15 protein-coding genes are annotated in these 20,182 nt (G+C 61.3%); 7 read left to right on the plus strand and 8 right to left on the minus strand.

All coding sequences use genetic code 11. The features are described from left to right. The first annotated feature begins 115 nt into the window (after positions 1 to 115). Complete coding sequence (locus SBC1_RS02495; RefSeq protein WP_165086360.1) at positions 116 to 667, plus strand: cob(I)yrinic acid a,c-diamide adenosyltransferase; 552 nt, start codon at positions 116 to 118, stop codon at positions 665 to 667. 135 nt (positions 668 to 802) lie between these two features. Further along, positions 803 to 2,005 carry an NO-inducible flavohemoprotein gene (gene hmpA / locus SBC1_RS02500; RefSeq protein ID WP_165987173.1) on the plus strand — a complete coding sequence of 401 codons (1,203 nt, stop codon included), beginning with the start codon at positions 803 to 805 and terminating at the stop codon, positions 2,003 to 2,005. A gap of 66 nt (positions 2,006 to 2,071) precedes the next feature. Here the strand turns inward: hmpA and aroG are convergent, their stop codons facing one another. The 5 genes from aroG to SBC1_RS02525 form a co-directional block, all read right to left on the minus strand. After that, positions 2,072 to 3,145, minus strand: a complete 1,074-nt coding sequence (aroG, locus tag SBC1_RS02505) for a 3-deoxy-7-phosphoheptulonate synthase AroG (protein ID WP_165086365.1) — start codon at positions 3,143 to 3,145, stop codon at positions 2,072 to 2,074. Positions 3,146 to 3,303: 158 nt separating this feature from the next. Beyond that, positions 3,304 to 3,504, minus strand: coding sequence for a hypothetical protein (locus SBC1_RS02510; RefSeq protein WP_165085146.1), 201 nt, complete (start codon positions 3,502 to 3,504; stop codon positions 3,304 to 3,306). Positions 3,505 to 3,590: 86 nt separating this feature from the next. Then, entirely contained in the window at positions 3,591 to 5,057 is a 1,467-nt protein-coding gene (gene tldD / locus SBC1_RS02515; protein WP_165086368.1) for a metalloprotease TldD, read from the minus strand. Between the two features lie 100 nt (positions 5,058 to 5,157). Beyond that, positions 5,158 to 5,991, minus strand: a complete 834-nt coding sequence (locus tag SBC1_RS02520) for a carbon-nitrogen hydrolase family protein (protein WP_165987174.1) — start codon at positions 5,989 to 5,991, stop codon at positions 5,158 to 5,160. A gap of 97 nt (positions 5,992 to 6,088) precedes the next feature. Beyond that, the gene (locus SBC1_RS02525; RefSeq protein WP_165987176.1) at positions 6,089 to 10,282 is read right to left on the minus strand and encodes a YhdP family protein; all 4,194 of its coding nucleotides are present in this window, start codon (positions 10,280 to 10,282) and stop codon (positions 6,089 to 6,091) included. A gap of 206 nt (positions 10,283 to 10,488) precedes the next feature. Here SBC1_RS02525 and glnE point away from each other — a divergent pair, with 206 nt between their 5' ends. Next, entirely contained in the window at positions 10,489 to 13,287 is a 2,799-nt protein-coding gene (gene glnE / locus SBC1_RS02530; protein WP_165987177.1) for a bifunctional [glutamate--ammonia ligase]-adenylyl-L-tyrosine phosphorylase/[glutamate--ammonia-ligase] adenylyltransferase, read from the plus strand. A gap of 157 nt (positions 13,288 to 13,444) precedes the next feature. Here glnE and recN read toward each other — a convergent pair whose 3' ends face one another. After that, a complete protein-coding gene (gene recN / locus SBC1_RS02535) occupies positions 13,445 to 15,100 on the minus strand; it encodes a DNA repair protein RecN (RefSeq protein WP_165086379.1) in 1,656 nt (551 codons plus the stop codon). A gap of 7 nt (positions 15,101 to 15,107) precedes the next feature. Then, a complete protein-coding gene (locus SBC1_RS02540) occupies positions 15,108 to 16,010 on the minus strand; it encodes an NAD kinase (protein ID WP_165086381.1) in 903 nt (300 codons plus the stop codon). A gap of 234 nt (positions 16,011 to 16,244) precedes the next feature. Between SBC1_RS02540 and hrcA the strand changes: the two genes are divergently transcribed. The 3 genes from hrcA (at position 16,245) to SBC1_RS02555 (ending at position 19,005) form a co-directional block, all read left to right on the plus strand. Next, positions 16,245 to 17,261 carry a heat-inducible transcriptional repressor HrcA gene (hrcA, locus tag SBC1_RS02545; protein WP_165086384.1) on the plus strand — a complete coding sequence of 339 codons (1,017 nt, stop codon included), beginning with the start codon at positions 16,245 to 16,247 and terminating at the stop codon, positions 17,259 to 17,261. 249 nt (positions 17,262 to 17,510) lie between these two features. Then, the gene (gene hemH, locus SBC1_RS02550; RefSeq protein ID WP_165987179.1) at positions 17,511 to 18,578 is read left to right on the plus strand and encodes a ferrochelatase; all 1,068 of its coding nucleotides are present in this window, start codon (positions 17,511 to 17,513) and stop codon (positions 18,576 to 18,578) included. A 19-nt stretch (positions 18,579 to 18,597) separates the two neighbouring features. Beyond that, on the plus strand, positions 18,598 to 19,005 hold the full coding sequence (locus SBC1_RS02555) for an RNA-binding S4 domain-containing protein (RefSeq protein WP_165086388.1): 408 nt from the start codon (positions 18,598 to 18,600) through the stop codon (positions 19,003 to 19,005). On the opposite strand, the gene SBC1_RS02560 is transcribed toward SBC1_RS02555, so the two are convergent. Then, positions 18,977 to 19,138: a hypothetical protein gene (locus SBC1_RS02560; protein WP_165086390.1), complete on the minus strand. Its 162-nt coding sequence runs from the start codon at positions 19,136 to 19,138 to the stop codon at positions 18,977 to 18,979. The two genes, SBC1_RS02555 and SBC1_RS02560, sit on opposite strands and share 29 nt — an antisense overlap. A gap of 457 nt (positions 19,139 to 19,595) precedes the next feature. On the opposite strand from SBC1_RS02560, the gene grpE reads away from it, so the two are divergent. Beyond that, on the plus strand, positions 19,596 to 20,177 hold the full coding sequence (grpE, locus tag SBC1_RS02565) for a nucleotide exchange factor GrpE (protein ID WP_165987181.1): 582 nt from the start codon (positions 19,596 to 19,598) through the stop codon (positions 20,175 to 20,177). Positions 20,178 to 20,182: the final 5 nt, after the last annotated feature.

A 20,182-nucleotide genomic window follows, 5' to 3' on the forward strand; every position in this document is an offset into this window, starting at 1 on the left:
TTTACGCCGATAGCCCATATCGAACCTGCCGCGAACCTGCCCCCGGCCGACGCTCCCACGTTGCCTATAATGAGCGCGGGCGCTGACCGGCGTTCCGGGCTACCTGGAGAACATCATGGGCAACCGCCTGAGCAAGATATCGACGCGCACCGGCGACGACGGCACGACCGGCCTCGGCGACGGCACCCGCGTGCAGAAGGACGACGCGCGGATCACGGCGATCGGCGACGTTGACGAACTCAATTCGCAGCTCGGCGTGTTGCTTTGCGAACCACTTCCGGACGACGTACGCGCCGCGTTGTCGGCTATTCAGCACGATCTCTTCGATCTCGGCGGCGAGCTGTGTATTCCCGGCCATTCGATGATCGAGAAGTCGCATCTTGCTCGTGTCGATGAATGGATCGCGGAGTACAACGCAACCTTGCCGCCGCTCAAGGAGTTCATCCTGCCGGGCGGATCGCCCGCGGCGTCGCTTGCGCATGTCGGACGAACGGTGTGCCGGCGCGCGGAGCGATCGATTGTTGCGCTCGGCCGGGTGGACAAGATCAACGCGGCGCCGCGGCAGTATGTGAATCGGTTATCCGATTTGCTGTTCGTGCTGGCGCGGGTGTTGAATCGTGCCGATGGCGGAACGGACGTGTTGTGGAATCACGAACGGAAGGTCTAGGGTAGGGCGTGTTCTTCGGCACGGGTTGCGCTGCTGAACAACAATCAGCATCGTCCTATGTCCCTGCGACAAAACGCGCGGACGTCTGGCTCCTTTAAAGATGTAAAATAAATGCATCTTTAAAGGAGCCCTGCAGTGACGACCTTGACCGCCGACCAGATTGCCCGTGTAAAAGCCACCGCGCCCGTGCTCGCCGAACATGGCGAAACCATCACCAAACACTTCTACAAGCGGATGTTCAACCACCATCCCGAGTTGAAAAACGTGTTCAACCAGGCGCACCAACAAAGCGCCAGTCAGCCGCAGGCGTTGGCGCGAGCCGTGTACGCCTATGCCGCGAACATCGATAACCTCGGCGCGCTCGGTTCGGCCGTCACGCATATCGCGCACAAGCACGCGAGCCTGAATATCCGGCCGGAGCAATATCCGATCGTCGGAGAAAATCTGCTGGCAGCCATATCCGAAGTGCTGGGCGATGCCGTCGATGAACCCACACTCAATGCATGGCGAGCCGCCTACGCGCAACTTGCGGAGATTTTGATCGGCGCGGAAAAAGATCTCTATGCCCAAGCCGCGTGGAGCGGCTTCCGCCCGTTCGTGGTGTTTCGGCGCGAACAGGAGAGTGACGAGATCACATCGTTTTATCTGAAGCCATCCGACGGTGGTCCGGTCTGCCATTTCGAGCCGGGCCAGTACGTCAGCGTGAAGCGGTTCATAAAGGAAATTGGCGTTGACCAGCCGCGTCAATACACGCTCTCCGACGCCCCGAACGGTCAGTGGCTGCGCATTTCGGTGAAGCGCGAACGGTTCGAGGATTTGCCGCCTGGATACGTTTCCAATCTGATGCACGATGGGATGGAAGTCGGCGGGATTGTTGAAGTCAGCGCGCCGATGGGCGAGTTCAAACTCGATCGAAGCAAGACCACGCCTGTTGTGTTGATCAGCGGCGGCGTAGGTATTACGCCTATGGTGTCGATGCTCGCGTCGCTGACCGCGCAGAATAGCAAGCGGCAGATATCGTTTGTCCACGCTTGCCGCAATGGCCGCACGCATGCATTTGGCCGGTGGCTGGACGCGATCGTCGCAAAACATCCGAACGTGTCGCGCACGGTCTTCTATGAAAAGACCCACGCCAATGACCGCCCGGGAACGGATTTCGACTTCGCCGGACGGCTGGATTTTGCCCGCATCGCCGATAAAACCCTGCTTCCCGACGCCGATTATTATTTGTGCGGCCCCGTGCCCTTCATGCGCGCGCAGCAGGATGCGTTGATGGCGGCGGGGGTATCGAAGGCGCGAGTGCGCACCGAGATTTACGGTTCCGGCGAGATGGCGTAGCGCCTTAGCGTTTGAAAGAGAGGGCCGCCAGATGTTGCGGCCCTTTTTATCCCGTGCTCAGGCCAATCAGTTCCCGTTCCCACGCGCCACGCGCCGTTGCTTCACGGCTTCGGCCAGCCCTTCCAGTACGTTCAAGCTATCTTCCCAGCCGATGCACGCATCCGTGACGCTCTGCCCGTAGGTCAGCTCGCAACCTTCCTTCAGATCCTGCCGTCCAGCGACCAGATTCGATTCCACCATCACGCCGATGATCCGCTCGTCGCCGCCTGCGATCTGCTGGCCGATATCGGCGCAAACCGGGATCTGGTTCTCGTGCTTTTTGGAGCTGTTCGCGTGGCTCGCATCAATCATCAAACGTGCGGCCAGGCCGGCCTTGCCGATGTCGTTGCATGCGGCGTTCACGCTTTCCGCGTCGTAGTTCGGCGTTTTGCCGCCGCGCAGGATGATGTGGCAGTCTTCGTTACCGGCCGTCGACACGATGGCCGAATGGCCGCCCTTCGTCACCGAGAGGAAATGGTGCGGCTGCGACGCTGCCTTGATGGCGTCCACGGCGATCTTCACGTTGCCGTCCGTGCCATTCTTGAAACCGACCGGGCACGACAACCCTGACGCCAGCTCGCGATGCACTTGCGATTCCGTCGTCCGCGCGCCGATCGCGCCCCACGAGATCAGGTCGGCAATGTACTGCGGGCTGATCATGTCGAGGTATTCGGTGCCGGCCGGCAGGCCCAGTTCGTTGATTCGCAACAGCAATTCGCGGGCGGTCCGCAGGCCGTCGTTGATCTTGAAGCTGTTGTCCATGTACGGGTCGTTGATCAGACCTTTCCAGCCGACCGTCGTACGGGGCTTTTCGAAATACACCCGCATCACGATTTCGAGTTCGCCGGCAAAGCGCTTGCGCTGCTCGACGAGACGCCCCGCGTATTCCAAAGCCGCTTTGGTATCGTGGATCGAGCACGGACCGACGATCACGATCAGGCGGTCTTCCATGCCGTGCAGGATGCGATGCATCGACTGGCGCGAGTGGTAGATCAGCTCCGAAACGGTCTCGGCGCAGGCGAACTCACGGATCAGGTGAGCGGGGGGCGTCAGTTCTTTCAATTCGCGGATTCGGACATCGTCGGTGTTGTGCGGGGGCATGCTGGTTCTCCAGGAACTCGTTTTCGATGCGGTGTTCGTTGGTCGCTACGTCCGACAGATCACGAACAGTGCAAAAAGTCGTCAAAAAAAGTGGGCATAAAAAAACCGCCAGGCTGCGCTGGCGGTTTTTCGGGAAACTTGGGTTCTACACAAACGACTCACCCCTCTCGATCCGCCAGCGGCTTGAGATGCCAAAAAAAGTAAAAATAAAACTTGGCGGACATGATGGTTTCGGTCGCGTTGGTAACAAATGAACGTCTGGCTTTATAACCCCAAACACGCGCGGTTGGCAAGTTGTCAGCCGGCAAAATGCGGACATTCCGCGTTGCAGCGCCGATTTTTGCAGTAAACGTGAGCATTCGATGCGGATTTCCCGCGTGGCATGCTCGAAAGCTTCACTGAGCGCGGCGCGGGAAAATCACGGGTCAAATGGCGGACTACGCGCTCAAACCGTGCCGCCCACCGTCATTTTTTCGATTCGCAAGGTAGGCTGGCCTACACCTACCGGCACACTCTGGCCTTCCTTGCCGCACACGCCCACGCCGCCGTCGAGCGCCATGTCATTGCCGATCATGGTCACGTACTTGAGCGATTCCGGGCCGCTGCCAATCAGCGTTGCACCCTTCACCGGATACGTGATCTTGCCGTTCTCGATCATGTACGCCTCGGACGCCGAGAACACGAACTTGCCGTTGGTGATATCGACTTGGCCGCCGCCGAAATTCACCGCGTACAAGCCGTTTTTCACCGATGCCAGGATCTCACCCGGGTCCTTGTCGCCGTTGAGCATGTACGTGTTGGTCATGCGCGGCATAGGCAGGGCGGCGTACGACTCGCGCCGCGCGTTGCCGGTTACCGGCATTTTCATGAGACGCGCATTCAGCGAATCCTGAATGTAGCCCTTGAGAATGCCGTCTTCGATCAAGGTCGTGCACTGCGTAGGATTGCCTTCGTCGTCAATATTCAGCGAGCCGCGCCGGTTCGGCAGCGTGCCGTCGTCGACAACCGTCACGCCTTTCGCCGCCACCCGTTCACCAATACGCCCCGCAAACGCCGACGAACCCTTGCGGTTGAAGTCGCCTTCCAGCCCGTGGCCAATCGCTTCGTGCAGCAAGACGCCCGGCCAGCCCGGTCCAAGCACAACGGTCATTGCACCGGCAGGAGCCGGACGCGCATCGAGGTTAACGAGCGCCGCGTGCACGGCCTGATCGACATAGTGGGACAGGATTTCATCTGTGAAATAGGCGTAGTCGTAACGTCCGCCGCCGCCGCCGCTGCCCATTTCGCGGCGGCCGTCTTTTTCGGCGATGACCGTCACGGATACCCGCACGAGCGGCCGAATGTCCGCAGCCAGTGCGCCGTCGCTGCGCGCGACCAGCACGACGTCGTATTCGCCCGCGAGACCGGCCATGACCTGCACGATGCGCGGATCGCGGCCACGCGCCATTTTCTCGACACGTTCGAGCAATTTCACCTTCGCGGTGGCGTCGAGCGACGTGAGCGGATCGGACGGCAGGTACAGATCGCGGCCGAACACGCCCGTCAGCGAACTGGCCGACTTGATCTTGTGCTTGCCGCCGCCGGCCTTTGCAATCGCGCGCGTGGCGATTGCTGCCTGACGGATGGAGTCTTGCGACAAGTCGTCCGAATAGGCAAACGCCGTCCGGTCACCCGACACGGCGCGCACGCCCACACCTTGATCGATGCTGAAGCTGCCCGATTTGACGATGCCTTCTTCCAAACTCCACGCTTCGCTGCGCGTGGACTGGAAATAGAGATCCGCGTAGTCCACGCGGTGCGTGAAGATCTCCGCCAGCGTGCGCGTAATCGTGGATTCGTCGAGGCCGTAGGGCGTCAACAGAATCTCTTTCGCGGTGGCGAGATTTCGGATGCCGGGTTCGATGATGTTCATTCGTTGCCTGTGGCGAAGTCTGTGGGGATTAAAAGCATTCTAACGTCAGGATGTTCGTGCGACATTCTGACCAAATGGAGGGGGGCTCCGCAAAAACAAGCTATCCCAGCACGCGATGGCGATAAGCTGGCAGGCTTTGCCGGACCGACGTTATGCGTTTGGCATCAATTATTCCTGCCACTACGCCCACGCCTTCCGCCAGCACGGCCACGACTTCGCCCCACGGGTCGATCAGCATGCTGTGGCCCCAGGTCCGGCGGCCGTTTTCGTGTTTGCCGCCTTGCGCGGCGGCCAGCACGTAGCACTGGTTCTCCACTGCACGCGCCTTCAGCAGCGTTTCCCAGTGCGCCTCGCCAGTGGTGTAGGTGAACGCGGACGGCACGACCATCAACGCGCAATCGCCCATTTTTCTGTAAAGCTCGGGAAACCGCAGGTCATAACACACCGACAACCCCACGCGTCCGAATGGCGCATCAAACGTACGCACTTCGCTGCCCGGACAGATTGTGCGGGCTTCCTCGAAGGATTCCGTGCCTTTCTCGAAATTGAACAGATGAATCTTGTCGTAGCGCGCGACCTGCTTGCCGGTTGGATCGAAGACGAGCGTGGTGTTGAGCACGCGCGCCGCTTCAGGCGATTCCAGCGGCAGCGTCCCTCCGATCACCCATACGCGATGTTCACGCGCCGCGTCCGCCAGGAACTGCTGGATCGGACCGTGGCCGGGCGTTTCGCGGATCGCGAGCTTGTCCGTGTCCTTGAAACCCATGTAGCAGAAATATTCCGGCAGCAGCACAAGCTGCGCACCATCCCGCGCGGCTTCGGCAATCAGCCGTCCCGCCTCCGCGATATTGCGTTCACGATCCGGCGCACTCACCATTTGCAGCGCGGCTACACGGAACGTCCCGGGAGTGCCTTCGCTTGATTTTTCGCTCATGTCAGCCTGCTAAAAAGGGGCGCGATCGCGATCGAAACGGTGATCGGAATCGCCTGCCGCTGGCCCGTGCGATCTTCGCCGAACGTTATCAAAACGCTCAGTTGGGCACGCTGTCAGCGGGAATTTCGATCTTACCCTGATCGCCTTTCACCCGCTTAATGACGGGTTTCGACCACGAACCGGTAATGGAATAGTCAATGGTGAACGCTTTTCCAATCGACTTCGATAGCAGCAGGTCGGCCACCAGCGTGCCGAGCCCGAGCAAAGGATTGATCACGGCCGCGCCCAGCGCCACGGCGCCTGCGCTGATGGTCGGGATGATCTTGGCGTGCAGGTCCTGGGTTTCCTTCGGCAGATCGACCAGCCCTTTCAGCTCGACGCGTGCAGGCGCCGTGATCATCGTGAAATCGTTGGTGCGGCCGATTCCGTTCTGAACGGTGCCCGAGCCCGTGATCTTTTCGAACGGCAGCCCCTTGCCGACCACGTCCTCGAAATTCAGCGTGAGGAAGTGCGCGAGGCTTTGCAGACTGAGCACGCCCAGCAGCTTGGCCGCGCCCGGATTGACCTTGAGAATCTGACCGTGCTGCAAGTCGACATTCACGCGGCCGTTGAGCGTGGGCAGGTCGAGCGCGGCCGGACTGCCGTCCCAGCCAAACTGGCCCGTCACGGTGCCCTTGCCGTTCTTCACCGTACGCGGCAAGCCCAGCCGTTCAACCAACGCACCGGCATCCATGATGTCCAGCTTGAAATCCAGCGCGGTGCGGCGGGGGGCGTTGTCGTCGGCGTCGGCCGGGAAACCGACGGGACCGCTGATCGTGCGCCAGTTGGCTGTGGCCGAAAGCGTCGCGTCCGGGTTGCTCAGGTCCAGCTTGTCCAGATGCCAGACCGGCACGTTGTCTTCCACGTCGTTGTGCGCGTCCACCTCAAGGCGTCCGAGCGTGCGTCCGCGCACCACGAGTTCGTTCACGATCAGGTCGATGGACGGCATGTTGGCCGGCGGCTTGCGGATCATCTGCGTGACCAGGTCGGTTTCCTGTTTCCCCGGAATCACGACCTTCGTGAACCGCGCCTGCAACGCGCCCGGACTGCCCTTCGTTGCGCCTGGCATCCATTGCGCATTTCCAGTGATCTGATCCGACGCAATGTTCGCCTGCCACATGCGGTCATCGCCCAGATTTGCGCCGATCGCCACATCTTCCCAGCGCCGGTTGAGCAGCTTGATCGTGGCGAAATGCAGCGTGAAGCGCTTTGGGACGAACTGCTTCACCACCTGCGATTGCGTCTTCGGATCTGGTTGCGGAAGCGGTCCCAATTCGGCGATCAGCTTGCGCCACGCATCGGCATCGAGTTCGTCGATATCCACCGCCGCCGTCACGCCCTGCGCCGGCAGATCGGCCGGTTTGTTCACACCGATAGCACCGCGCTCCACGACCGGCGCTTCCTTGCCGGTCTGTTTGAGCAAGTAATGCGCTTTAACCGGCCCGAGCGTGAGTTTCGCGTCGTGTTCCTGAGGCGAGCCCGTGACCGGCATGAACGTGAACGAGACGGGCATGGGCGTGCCCTCGCTCTTGTTGAAAGGCGCCGGGAAGTCCAGGCCGAGGCCGGTCAAGTCGGAGTTGGCCTCGACTTGCGGCAACGTGTTTTTCACGCCGCGCACTCGCACGTCGTAAGGCGCGGTGCCGCTGATGTGCTTGAGAATCTGCGCGGCTTGCGCCTGATCGTGCGCGTTCAGCCCTTGGGCGGCGTCGGCGCCAATGCGGCCGCTAACGTCGAAGGCATAACTGCCGTCGGGTTTCACGCCACCGGTGCCGCGCACATTGCCGCCGAGGAATGTCGCCGTAAGGCCATCGAGCGATGCGGTTTTCTCACCGAACCGCACCCGCCCCTTGAGATTCGACAGCGGCGGCACCGCACCGTACGCAAGGTCGTTGTCATTGAAGGTGAGCGCGCCTTTGTACCCCACGTGCGGCCGAACGCCGGGCGGCGGCGCGACCCGCGGAATTTCCAGTTGCAACGCGAGCGCGGCGTTACCGGTTGCACGGATCTTCGTGGCCACGTGGTGTGAGAGCGCGCCGAGCGAGCTGTCTTCCACGTAATGAAGCATGTCGGTGACCGGGCCGTGCGCGTCGGCATCGATCAGCAGCTTCGATTCACGATTGCCCAGGTCCTCAATCCGTCCCGTTGTCTTGACCACGCTCACGCCGAGATAATGGCCGCGTGAAATATCGAAGCCGAGCTTGTTTTCGGCGAGATGAAACGTCCCGTCAATACCGTCAAAAGCCGGCCAAATGTTCGGCGTGCCGTTCGCCATGGTCCTGGGCGGATAGGGCGTTGGCTCGAATTTGCCCCCAGAGAAGGGCGCGACGATGCGGAACTGGCCGGCATCGGGGAACTTCGAATAGGGGAATTTCGTCAGGTCGCCATGGATCTCGATGGTGGCATTGCGCGAGATACCCGCTTGCAACGCGTGGCCCAGATACAGGCGCACTTTTTCGCTGATGCTGGTAGGCAGATAGTGCACGAGGCTCGTCACATTCAGGCGCGCGGCCTTTGCCTTGAGATCGAGCGAACCGCGGCCTTCGCCTTCGTTCTTGTAATCCGCCGTCGCACTGGCTTCCGCATCCGCGTTCTTGACGTGCAGCGTCTCCACGTGCGCGGTGATCGCCTTGTGCGGCTTGCCGGGCGCGTCGGCGAGAGTCCAGGTCACGCGGCCATTGATCTGGTCCAGCACGAGACGCGGGTTATCGAAGACGCCGGGCACGGTGATCGCAGTATTTTTCGTATCGATGACCGCGCTGCCATGATCCTGATCGGCGTCAATACTGCCCCACAGGTTTTCAACGCCCGGAATCCCGGCCCGCGGGTGGTTGTTGATCGTCAATCCCGGCGGCGGTTCCTGGGCCTGCACGCTCACGCCATGCAAGTCGCCCTTGACCGTGTAGCGCATCGGCGGTTCGGCGCCCGTCTGGCGCTGGGCCAGCATTTGAGCGTGAGTGGTTGGCCTGGGCCGCTCGGTTTGTAGTGTGTAGTTGGCAATCTGGCCACGCGGGTTGAAGCGGATCAGATCGTTTTGCAGCTTCGACGGCAACGGCAACGCTCGCAAGAATTCTCCGAGAACACCGAGATCGACGACATCGCCCGCCACGCCGAACATTTGCCCGTGCTGCAAACTCGCCGCGCGGTAGTTTCCGGTCAGCGTATGCAAGGCCAGCAGGCGCGACACCGGCGTGCCGTCGGCGAGCGGCGGCTGGCCGAGTTCCGCGTGCAGGTTCGCGAGCTGCAACGTGTATTCGTCGTCCTTTTGTGCGAGATTCCAGCTGAAGTTCGCGATTGGCACGTCCAGACGCGGCTGCGTTGGACGCACGCGCAACGCGATCTCGGAACCGGTCAGGTCGCCGCCCGCTTTTTGCAGCTTGCCCTTCGCGAAGTCGATCCAGATGCGGTTGTCGAAACGTCCGCCGTAGGTCGCGAACGGCATCGTCACGTACTGGGAGAGTTTGGGCAGATCGACAGGACCTGTCGACAGATAAGCCTCGCCCGTCCAGTTCGCCGGCCGGCCGGGCACGCTGAAACGCGGCGTGCGGAAGTCCGCGCGAAAATCGAGCGGTCCGTGCAGCAGGTCGCCGTCGGGAAGCGCCTGTAACGCCAGCCGATGATGCGGGCCGTCGTTGAGGATGGCGAGCTTGATACGCTTGAGCGCGAGTTCCGGCGCGTCGCGTTCGCCGTCGCGCCAGCGCAGCGTGCCGTCGCGCAGCACGATGGCTTGCTGTCTCAGCAGCCAGGTCATGAACGCGTCGTTGCCCGTGTGTTTCGCCTGGAGCGGCACGCCGGCTACGCTGAAGGTCCCGTCGGCAGCGCGCGAGATGACGACGTCAGGGCCATCGACGGTGAGATTCGCGAGCAGCGGAATAGGACCCAGCAGCGAGCGCCATGCGACGGTTGCGCTGGCATGCGGCACGGCGAGGCCTTGCGTGCCGTCGGCCGCGTCGATCCTGAGATTGTCGATATCGAATGAAGGCTGGAGGCCCGACCACTTCGCCGTGATGCGTCCTATGCGCAACTGGGCGTGGATCTTCGATGAGACCATTTGCTCGATGCGCGGCCTGAACGCATCAATCTGCGGAAGCAGGGCGTAACGCAGCGTGAGATAGATGCCGGCAACCGCGAAATAAACCACGGCAACCAGCACCAGAAGGACTTTGAGCGCTCGCGACAACGCGAGCTCGGCGCGACCACCTAGCTTCACGGGTACAGCTTCGGGTGGGTCGGCGAGTTCCTTTCGGTCGGACATGCTGCGGCGGGTCGGCGATATGGTAGGTTTTCGAGATTTGACGTTGAAATGTAACACAGCGTGCAGTGCAAAAAAGCGCTGTAACACGCTACGATGCGCCCGCTAAGCCACGCCGGACGGCGTTCTGCGCAGCGCACGCGAATTTGCACAAAAGCCCCGGCATACTGCCGGACTTGTTTGTGAGCAATGACTGAGCCCGACTTTTCATGACCGACGCCGTTTTGCTGAGTTCCAGCGCTTCCCACTACGCCGCGCGCGTGTATGCCGCGCGTCCCGAATTGCCGGCGCAAGTAGCCGAATGGTCCCGTGCGCCGATTCGCCGCGCGTGGATAGAAGCGCGGCTGAACGCCCTGTGCGACGCGTGTTCGGCGCGCTCGCCCGGTGGCCGGCTTGATGAAGCCGCGCTCAAGACTGCGCTCCGGCGGTTGCGCATCGAGGTCTTTTGCACGGTCATGGAACGTGATCTCGCCGGCCGCGCGCCTGTCGCCGAAGTCACGGGCGCCATGACCGATCTTGCCGAGCTGACTATCCAGCGCGCGCTCGCGGTGTTATCGGCGGATCTGGAAGTCACGTTCGGTGAGCCACGCGGGCCTGACGGACAGCGCTTGACGCTGGGTGTGGTGGGAATGGGGAAGCTCGGTGGACGTGAGTTGAATGTGTCGTCGGATATTGATCTGATCTTCGTCTATGAAGAAGACGGTGAGACGACAGGCGGCGAACGCGCGGCGTTATCGACGCAGGAATATTTTACGCGGCTCGGCCGCAAGCTGATAGGCGCATTGGCCGAGGTGACGGAAGACGGTTACGTCTTTAGAGTCGATATGCGGTTGCGGCCGAACGGTGATGCCGGTCCGCTCGCTTGCGGGCTCGGCATGCTCGAAGAATATTTCTATGTGCAGGGCCGTGAGTGGGAGCGCTACGCGTGGATCAAGGGGCGGCTGGTCTCCGAAGGCGAGAGCGAAGCGGCGCAACGGCTCGCGAAGCAGCTCGACGCGCTCGCTATGCCGTTCATCTACCGGCGGTATCTCGACTACGGCGTGATCAGCGCAATTCGCGCGTTGCATGTGCAGATCCGGCAGGAAGCGCAGCGGCGGGCGTCAATGCGACCAGATAAAGCCGACGACATCAAGCTCGGCCGTGGCGGCATTCGGGAGATCGAGTTCAGCGCGCAGGTGTTTCAACTGATCCGTGGCGGCCAGATTGCCGATCTGCGGATTCGTCCGACCTTGTCCGTGCTGAATCGCGCGGCGGCGCACGGGTTGATATCGGCGAATGTATGTAGCGAACTCACCGACGCGTACTTGTTCCTGCGCAAGCTCGAGCACCGCTTGCAGTATCGAAACGACGCGCAGACGCACGCCATGCCGGTCGCGCCGCAAGACCGCGCGGTGCTTGCCGATGCAATGGGTTTCGCCAATTACCCGGCGCTGACCGACGCGCTGGAGGCGCATCGGGCGCGCGTGGAGCATCAGTTCGACCAGATTTTCGCCGATAAGGTGAACGGCGACGGCGGCTGTGCGGTCGCGGAAGATTCAGCGGCGTCCTGGGTCTGGAGCAGCGCGCTCGCCGACGACAGCGCCGAAGAACAGTTGGTCGAGCGCATGACCGAATTGGGTTTCACCGATGCCACCGCTGTGCTTACACGTCTGCGCAACGTGTGGAAATCGACACGATACGAAGGTTTGCCCGAGCGCAGCCGGGAACGATTCGACATCGTCGCGCAGCGTGCGCTCGAAGCCGCGAAGGCCGTCGAGCCGCCCGAACGGCGGGGCGACACCATTGCCCGGCTGTTCGACCTGCTCGAAGCGGTCAGCCGCCGCGGCGCTTATCTCGCGTTGCTCACCGAATATCCGGCGGCGCTCGCGCGGGTGTTGTCGGTGCTTGGCGCGTCGCGTTGGGCGGCGGGATATCTGATCCGCCATCCGCAGCTTCTTGATGAATTGCTCGACGATGAAGCGATCGCGAGCCCCTTCGACTGGGCGCAATTTCGCGAATCCTTGCGCGCGCAGATTGCCGCCGCCGATGGCGCCGAGCAACAGATGAACTTGCTGCGCCATGCGCATCAGGCTGAAGTGTTCCGCATTTTGCTGATCGACCTGGGCGGCAAGCTCACGGTTGAGCATGTTAGCGACCTGTTGTCGGCGCTCGCTGACGCCGTGCTTGATGTCACTATCGAAACGGTGTGGTCACAGTTTCCGAAGCGTCACCGCGAGGTGCCGCGCTTTTCTGTGATTGCTTATGGGAAGCTGGGTGGGAAGGAACTGGGTTACGCGTCGGACCTGGACCTGATCTTCCTCCACGATGACCCCGACGAATCTGCAGCCGATATCTACGCAACATTCGCGCGCCGGCTGATCACGTGGCTCACGACGGCAACGGGTGCAGGCACGTTATTCGACGTCGATTTGCGGCTGCGTCCGAACGGCGAATCGGGTTTGCTGGTGACGAGCCTGGAATCGTTCCGGCGTTATCAGATTCGTGAGGGCGATGCTGCGAATACCGCGTGGGTGTGGGAGCACCAGGCGTTGTCGCGGGCGCGTTATTGCGCTGGCGATGCCGAGATTGGCGAGCGCTTCGAGGAGATTCGCGCCCAGGTTCTCACTATGCCGCGAGATGCCATCGCCTTGGCGCAGGAGATTGTTGTCATGCGCGAGCGGGTGGATGCGGGGCATCCGAACCGGAGCAAGTTATTTGATTTGAAGCACGACCGCGGCGGGATGGTGGATATCGAGTTCATCGTCCAGTACTGGGTGCTGCTGCACGCGCGGGAAGACGCTGAGTTTGTGCGAAATATGGGTAATATTTCGCTGCTGCGGCTGGCCGCGGGATTCGGGCTGATGAGTGCCGAGGAGGCGGAGACGGTGGCGGCTGCGTATCGGCGGTATCGGAAGTTGCAGCACACCTTGAGGCTCGACGGGATGGAGAAGGCACGGGTCGAACCAGATGTTGTGGTGGCGGAGAGGGAAGCGGTAACGGGGCTTTGGACGCGGGTATTTGGGAAATAGCCGCTTTGTTTGGCCTGAAGATTGGAGATCGGCGGCGAGCCTAGGCGCCCTGCAAGACGACGCTTGAATCGCTTGAAGGTGCGTCCCCAGCGTCGCGGGCGTGTGCATGGCGAGGGGTGACTGCCGCGAACAGCCGCGCTCCGCGCTGATTTACCGCTTACGCCGCAAGCATTTCCTTCGCGTGTTTGCGGGTCGTGGCCGTAATCTCAAGGCCCCCGAGCATCCGCGCGACTTCCTCCACCCGTTTTGATTTATCCAGCGGCGTGACGGTGCTAACCGTTCCGCCCACTGCGTCTCCGGCTTTAGCCACCTGGAAATGATGATCGCCGCGCGCCGCGACCTGCGGCAAGTGCGTCACGCACAACACCTGCCGGTCGCGGCCCAGTTGATGCAGTAAACGCCCGACCACTTCCGCCACGCCGCCGCCAATCCCGGTATCCACTTCGTCGAAAATCAATGTGGGGGTCGGGCTCGCCGTACTCGCAATCACCGCCAACGCCAGACTGATCCGCGCGAGTTCGCCGCCGGACGCGACCTTCGCCAACGGCCGCAAGGTGACGCCCGCATGGCCGGCCACCCGGAACTCGATCTGCTCAAGCCCATTCGCACCGCCTTCCGCAAGCGGCACGAGCGCGACTTCAAAGCTGCCGCCTACCATCGATAATTCCTGCATGCCCTTGGTGACTGCCTTGCCAAGCGACTTTGCAGCTTTCCCGCGCGCCTTCGACAACACCGCCGCTTCCGCCAGATAAACCTCTTTCGCCTTGGCAACCGCCGCGCGCAGTGCGTCGAGATCAGCGGCGGCATCAAGCGCCGCTAGCTGTCTGCGCCGCTCGGCATGCTCCTCGGGCAACGCTTCAGGCTGCATGCGGAACTTGCGCGCGGCCGAATGCAGTTGCTCCATCCGATGCTCGACCTGCGCAAGCCGGTTCGGATCGAGTTCAAGCCGCTGCGCGTAGTGTGAGAGCGAATACGACGCTTCCTGCAATTGAATTTCGGCAGGTTCGAGCGAAGCCAGCACATCGGCGAGCGCAGGGTCGATATCGACAAGACTGCGCAGCTTCGAGACGATTGCGGAAAGCTGCGTGATCATGGCTTCGTCCGACTCGGACAGCGCGTTGAGCGCACCTTGCACGCCGTCGATCAAACTCGCCGAATGCGACAGCCGATGATGCTCGGCGCTGACGTCTTCCCACTCGCCCGGCTGCGGCCCGAGTTTGTCGAGCTCGCTCAACTGCCACGCGAGTCGCTCGCGTTCCAGTTGCAATTCGCGATCGCGGTTTTGCGCCAGTTCCACTGCATGCGTGGCGTCGCGCCAGACCCGGTGCGCCCGCGCCACTTTCTGTGCCGAGTCGAGAAGGCCCGCGTGGGTATCGAAGAGTTCGCGTTGAGCGTCCGGGCGCATCAGCAATTGATGGGCGTGCTGGCCGTGGATGTCGACGAGCATTTCGCTCAGCTCACGCAACTGCACGAGCGTGGCCGGCGTGCCGTTGATGAACGCCCGCGAACGCCCGCTTGAATCGACTACGCGGCGGAGCATGACCGTATCGGTGTCGCCGATAGCCAGCGCGTGCTCGTCCAGCCAGCGCGAGACTTGTGCGTGGGTCGAAAATTCGGCCGTGATATCGGCCCGCGCTTCGCCGGTCCGCACAATGCTGGCGTCGGCGCGCGCGCCGAGCGTAAGCGCGAGGGCGTCGATAAGAATCGACTTGCCGGCGCCGGTTTCGCCCGAAAACACGGTAAAGCCGCGCTCGAACTCTAGGTCTAGCGCGGCGACAATGACGAAGTCGCGAATCGAGAGATGACGGAGCATGGGCGTCTTAGAGTTTCGTGGCGTCTTCGTGCGAGGGATATTCGTTCCAGTGCAGCTTCTTGCGCAGCGTGGCGTAATGGCTATAGCCGACCGGATGCAACACGGGCACGGTATGACGCGAACGCCGCACTTCAATGGTGTCGTTCAACTCGACAGCCGTAAACGACTGCATGTCGAAATTCACGTTCACGTCGCGCCCGCCAATAATCTGGATATCTACCTGAGAGTCATCGGGCAAAACAATGGGACGATTCGACAGCGAATGCGGCGCAATGGGCACGAGCACAAAACCCTGCAACTGCGGATGCAGGATTGGCCCGGAAGAGGAGAGCGCGTATGCGGTCGAACCCGTTGGCGTGGCGACAATCAGACCGTCCGAGCGCTGGTTGTACATGAAACGTCCGTCCACTGACACGCGCAGTTCCGCCATGCCCGAAAAGCCGCTCCGATTCACCACCACGTCATTGAACGCCAGCGCGTGATAGATCGGCCGGCCGTCCCGGACAATGCGCGCTTCCAGCAAGGTCCGCTCTTCGCGCTCGAAACTGCCGGCGAGCATTTGCGGCACGAGCTCATGCATTTCGGCCAGCGTGATGTCCGTGATGAAACCGAGCCGTCCGTGATTCACGCCAATCAGCGGCGTGCGATACGGCGCGAGCTGCCGCCCAATGCCGAGCATGGTGCCGTCGCCGCCGAGCACGACCGCCACGTCCGCGCGCGCGCCAATTTCCGGCGCGGTCAAGGCGGGGTAGTCGGTTACGCCAACGTCATGCGCCGTTTCCGCTTCGAACACGACGTCGAAGCCGCGTTTCGCAATGCACGCGGCGAGCGCCGTCAGCGGCTCCCTGATGCCGGGCGTATTGTTGCGCCCCACGAGCGCGACAGTCTTGAATTGGGTACCAATTTCCATGCCGGCATTACACCATAGGTGAGTGTCGAAAAGAACCGCGCGCCATGTCCGTGACGCCCTGGGTCGTCCTCTGGGTTGTCCTGTATACGCTAAGCCTCGGGCGGGAGGGGGAATTGTCGCTAGAATGGGTATGGATCATGAATTGATGACCGGTGAATGACAAATTAACGTCAGCCGTCGTCGCCCTATTTGGTGTGCTCGCTGTTTCCTTACACGTTGAGCTAAAATTTCCCCATGCTAGACCCACGTGCCCAGACCCTCCTCAAGACGCTGATCGAGCGTTACATCGCCGAAGGTCAGCCGGTCGGTTCCCGCACGCTGTCGCGTTATTCGGGACTCGAGCTCAGCCCGGCCACCATCCGCAACGTCATGTCGGACCTGGAGGACCTCGGGCTGGTGGTGAGCCCGCATACGTCGGCGGGGCGGATTCCCACGCCGCGCGGCTACCGGCTCTTCGTGGACACCATGCTCACCGTCGAAACCACCGACGACGAAGCCATGACCTCCGCCGTCAAGATCAAGCTGCAAGGCGGCGAGCCGGCGAAGATCGTGGCGGCCGCGGCGAGCGTGCTGTCGAACCTGTCCACCTTCGCTGGCGTCATTCTCACGCCGCGCCGCAGTCACATGTTCAAGCAGATCGAGTTCATGCGCCTGTCCGACAAGCGCATCCTGCTGATCATTGTGACGCCGGAAGGCGACGTGCAGAACCGCATCATGGCGACCCAGCGCGACTACTCGCCGTCGCAGCTCACCGAGGCGTCGAACTATATCAACGGGAATTTCGCCGGTTTGTCCTTCGACGAAGTACGCCGCAGACTGCGCGAGGAAATCGACGCGTTGCGCGGCGACATGACCTCGCTGATGCAGGCAGCGGTGGCCGCGAGCGTCGACGAAACGGATCAAGGCGACACCCTGCTGATTTCGGGCGAGCGCAACTTGCTGGAAGTGGCGGATCTTTCCTCCGACATGGCGCGGCTGCGCAAGCTTTTCGACGTGTTCGACCAAAAGACGAGTCTCCTTCAATTACTCGATGTCTCGAGCCACGCGCAAGGCGTGCAGATTTTTATCGGCGGCGAGTCGAATCTCGTGCCGATCGAGGAAATGAGCGTGGTGACCGCGCCCTATGAAGTGAACGGGAAGATTGTGGGTACGCTCGGGGTGATCGGACCCACGCGGATGGCGTACAACCGCGTGATTCCCATTGTTGATATCACCGCGCGCCTGTTATCCCTCTCGCTCAGCCATCAATAGGCCCGTGCGAGCGGCTTCCAGATTGGTTTCCAATCAGCCGCTCGCATGAAGCCGTCCACATTGAGCCGTCCACATTAAGTCGTCTGCCGGGGCGGCCCGCAAAATGCTGCAAATCTGTTCGGCAGACAACCCATCTTGCCTTGCCCCAGCCCCGTGCACCACTCGGCCGTTCGGCCGATGTTGCGTTCCGAAACGCGCCGCTATAATGGGTTTCACTTACTTACACAGGCTTCACAGCCCCTTTCCTCCATGCGCTACGACCTCGAGTTGCCTTCGCAGCCATCCGCTTCGCATCGCGTCGCGGTGCTGCTGATCAACCTCGGAACGCCAGACGCGCCCACGCCCAAGGCCGTGCGCAAGTACCTCGCGCAGTTCCTGTCGGACCCGCGCGTGGTGGAAATTCCGGCGCTTGTGTGGCAAGTGATCCTGAGGCTGGCAATCCTGCCGTTTCGCAGCCGTGCGTCGGCGAAAAAATATGCCCAGGTATGGCTACCTGAGGGCTCGCCGCTGCGGGTCTATACGGAGAAACAGGTGGAGGCGTTGCGGCGCTTGTTCATGGTGAACGACTATCACGTGATCGTGGACTACGCCATGCGCTACGGAACGCCTGACATTCCGGCCATGATGAATCAACTCAAGCTGGAAGGCGCCGAGCGCGTGCTGCTTGTTCCCATGTACCCGCAATATTCGTCTTCGACCACGGCTACCGCGTTCGATGACGCGTTCAGCGCCTTGCGGCACGTGCGTAATCAGCCCGAACTGCGCACTATCCGTCAATACGCCGACCATCCGGCCTATATTGGCGCGCTGGCCGAGCAGGTGCGGGACTATTGGCGGCATCACGGCCAGCCGGACTTTGCGGCGGGCGACCGGCTGGTGCTGAGTTTCCACGGGGTGCCAAAGCGCACCATGGATCTTGGCGATCCGTATCATGATCAGTGTCAACAGACCGGCTCGTTGCTCATGGCTGCGCTCGGCTTGTCGCCGGTCGAGTGCCGGGTGACATTCCAGTCTCGTTTTGGCCGGGCAGAATGGCTGCAGCCTTATACCGCGCCCTCGCTCGCTGAACTCGGAGCGGCGGGCGTGAAGCGAGTAGACGTGTTCTGCCCTGGGTTTACGTCGGATTGCCTGGAAACGATCGAGGAAATCGGTATGGAAGTGCGTGATGAATTCCTGCATGCAGGCGGCAAGGAGTTTCACCGGATTCCCTGCCTGAATGCATCGCCGGCCTGGATCAAGGCGCTGGGCGAAATTGTTGCGCAACACCTGCAAGGCTGGCCGGTTCAGGTGCCGCATACGCTGAGCGCAGTAGCATAGACCACCTTATTGACCACTCGTGAACTACCAGATATCAACCGACTCCAGCGCGCGCCTTCGTATCGATAAATGGCTGTGGGCAGCGCGCTTTTTCAAAACGCGCTCACTGGCGAGCGACGCCGTCGAGAAGGGCCGCGTGCGAATTGGCGGCGCGAATGTGAAGCCGTCCAAGGACGTACGCGTCGGCGATCTCGTGGAGATCGAGATTGAACACGTGCTCTGGCAAGTGAACGTCCTGGGAATTTGCGAAGTGCGCGGTCCAGCGCCGATTGCGCAGACGCTTTATGCGGAAACGGACACCGGACGGGAAAAGCGTGTTGCGGAGAGTGAGCGGAGGAAGACGTATCGCGAGCCAGCAGCCGCACTGCAGGGCCGCCCGACCAAGCGCGACCGCCGCATTATCGACAAACTTTCAGGCTCGGACTGAAAAGGTGTTCCATGGTGGCCGAGATGCCACCGTACTCTGTGGTGTGGTCGTTGACCGCGCCAGACATGCAAATGGTCGTGGTGCCGCCAACAAGTACCAATGCGACGATCGCAATAGCAAAGGTCAGTTTCATGGGCACCCCCTGTAACAACGCAACAGCTCTGAAAAGCAGGCGCTAGAGCTACATTGAATCAAGCTTCAGCGATAAAAAAACCTTGGATTCGGGCATTCGTAAGATTAGGGTTAACTAGCGCTTCCGAAGACATGTTCGAAGTGTAGGCGAGCAAGTCGACCGGCTCAATCTGAATCTGATGACAGGCCGAAAATGGTTGTAACCGGTCATTTCCACAGCCTAGAAACAGCCCCGGAAAGCGCATGCAACACCTTGAAAACGCTCATCTGAGCCTCAAATGCGTCTTTCAGAACGAACACAGGATGTCCCTCGCTTTACTCGCACTGCCCGCTGTTCCGGCAGTTGTGTTTTTGCAACGTTGAGTTGGCGGCTATCATCGGCAGCTTTTTGATGGGTCGAAACCGCAACGTTGCGTTCGATTTCATCCGTTTTCACCAATAGCAAAATCTTAAGCGACATGGAAAACACGCAAGACAATTCCGCGAGCCAGAACTCCACGCCCGTCGACAACACCGCGGCGGCCCAAACTATCCAGCAGCCCGGCATGCCGGACACGAATTCCGTACCGGAAGCCGTCGACGCGAACGAAACCGAAGCATTGCTCGCCGAAGCGCAAGCTCGGGCAACGTCGTTGCAAGAGGAGTTCTTGCGCGCGAAGGCCGAGACCGAGAATGTGCGGCGCCGAGCCCAGGAAGACGTGCAGAAGGCGCATAAATTCGCGATCGAAAATTTCGCGGAAAACTTGCTGCCGGTGCTCGACAGCCTGGAAGCCGCGCTGACGCATTCGTCCACCGACTTGGCAAAAGTCCGCGAAGGCGTTGAACTGACGCTGCGCCAACTGACCGCCGCGCTCGAAAAGGGCCGTGTGATTGAGGTCAATCCGGTTGGCGAGAAATTCGATCCGCACCGCCATCAGGCAATTTCGATGGTGCCGGCCGAGCAAGACGCGAACACGGTGGTCTCGGTGCTGCAAAAGGGCTATGTGATCGCGGACCGCGTTCTGCGCCCGGCGCTCGTCACGGTCGCCGCGCCGAAATAAGCGTT

This window comes from Caballeronia sp. SBC1 (assembly GCF_011493005.1).
Lineage (GTDB): Bacteria > Pseudomonadota > Gammaproteobacteria > Burkholderiales > Burkholderiaceae > Caballeronia.

Excerpts from the sequence above, each read along its gene's own strand:
- SBC1_RS02495 (WP_165086360.1), top strand. The coding sequence starts at position 116 with ATGGGCAACCGCCTGAGCAAGATATCGACGCGCACCGGCGACGACGGC.
- aroG (WP_165086365.1), bottom strand. The coding sequence starts at position 3,145 with ATGCCCCCGCACAACACCGACGATGTCCGAATCCGCGAATTGAAAGAA.
- SBC1_RS02510 (WP_165085146.1), bottom strand. The coding sequence starts at position 3,504 with ATGCTCACGTTTACTGCAAAAATCGGCGCTGCAACGCGGAATGTCCGC.
- tldD (WP_165086368.1), bottom strand. The coding sequence starts at position 5,057 with ATGAACATCATCGAACCCGGCATCCGAAATCTCGCCACCGCGAAAGAG.
- SBC1_RS02520 (WP_165987174.1), bottom strand. The coding sequence starts at position 5,991 with ATGAGCGAAAAATCAAGCGAAGGCACTCCCGGGACGTTCCGTGTAGCC.
- SBC1_RS02525 (WP_165987176.1), bottom strand. The coding sequence starts at position 10,282 with ATGTCCGACCGAAAGGAACTCGCCGACCCACCCGAAGCTGTACCCGTG.
- glnE (WP_165987177.1), top strand. The coding sequence starts at position 10,489 with ATGACCGACGCCGTTTTGCTGAGTTCCAGCGCTTCCCACTACGCCGCG.
- recN (WP_165086379.1), bottom strand. The coding sequence starts at position 15,100 with ATGCTCCGTCATCTCTCGATTCGCGACTTCGTCATTGTCGCCGCGCTA.
- SBC1_RS02540 (WP_165086381.1), bottom strand. The coding sequence starts at position 16,010 with ATGGAAATTGGTACCCAATTCAAGACTGTCGCGCTCGTGGGGCGCAAC.
- hrcA (WP_165086384.1), top strand. The coding sequence starts at position 16,245 with ATGCTAGACCCACGTGCCCAGACCCTCCTCAAGACGCTGATCGAGCGT.
- hemH (WP_165987179.1), top strand. The coding sequence starts at position 17,511 with ATGCGCTACGACCTCGAGTTGCCTTCGCAGCCATCCGCTTCGCATCGC.
- SBC1_RS02560 (WP_165086390.1), bottom strand. The coding sequence starts at position 19,138 with ATGAAACTGACCTTTGCTATTGCGATCGTCGCATTGGTACTTGTTGGC.
- grpE (WP_165987181.1), top strand. The coding sequence starts at position 19,596 with ATGGAAAACACGCAAGACAATTCCGCGAGCCAGAACTCCACGCCCGTC.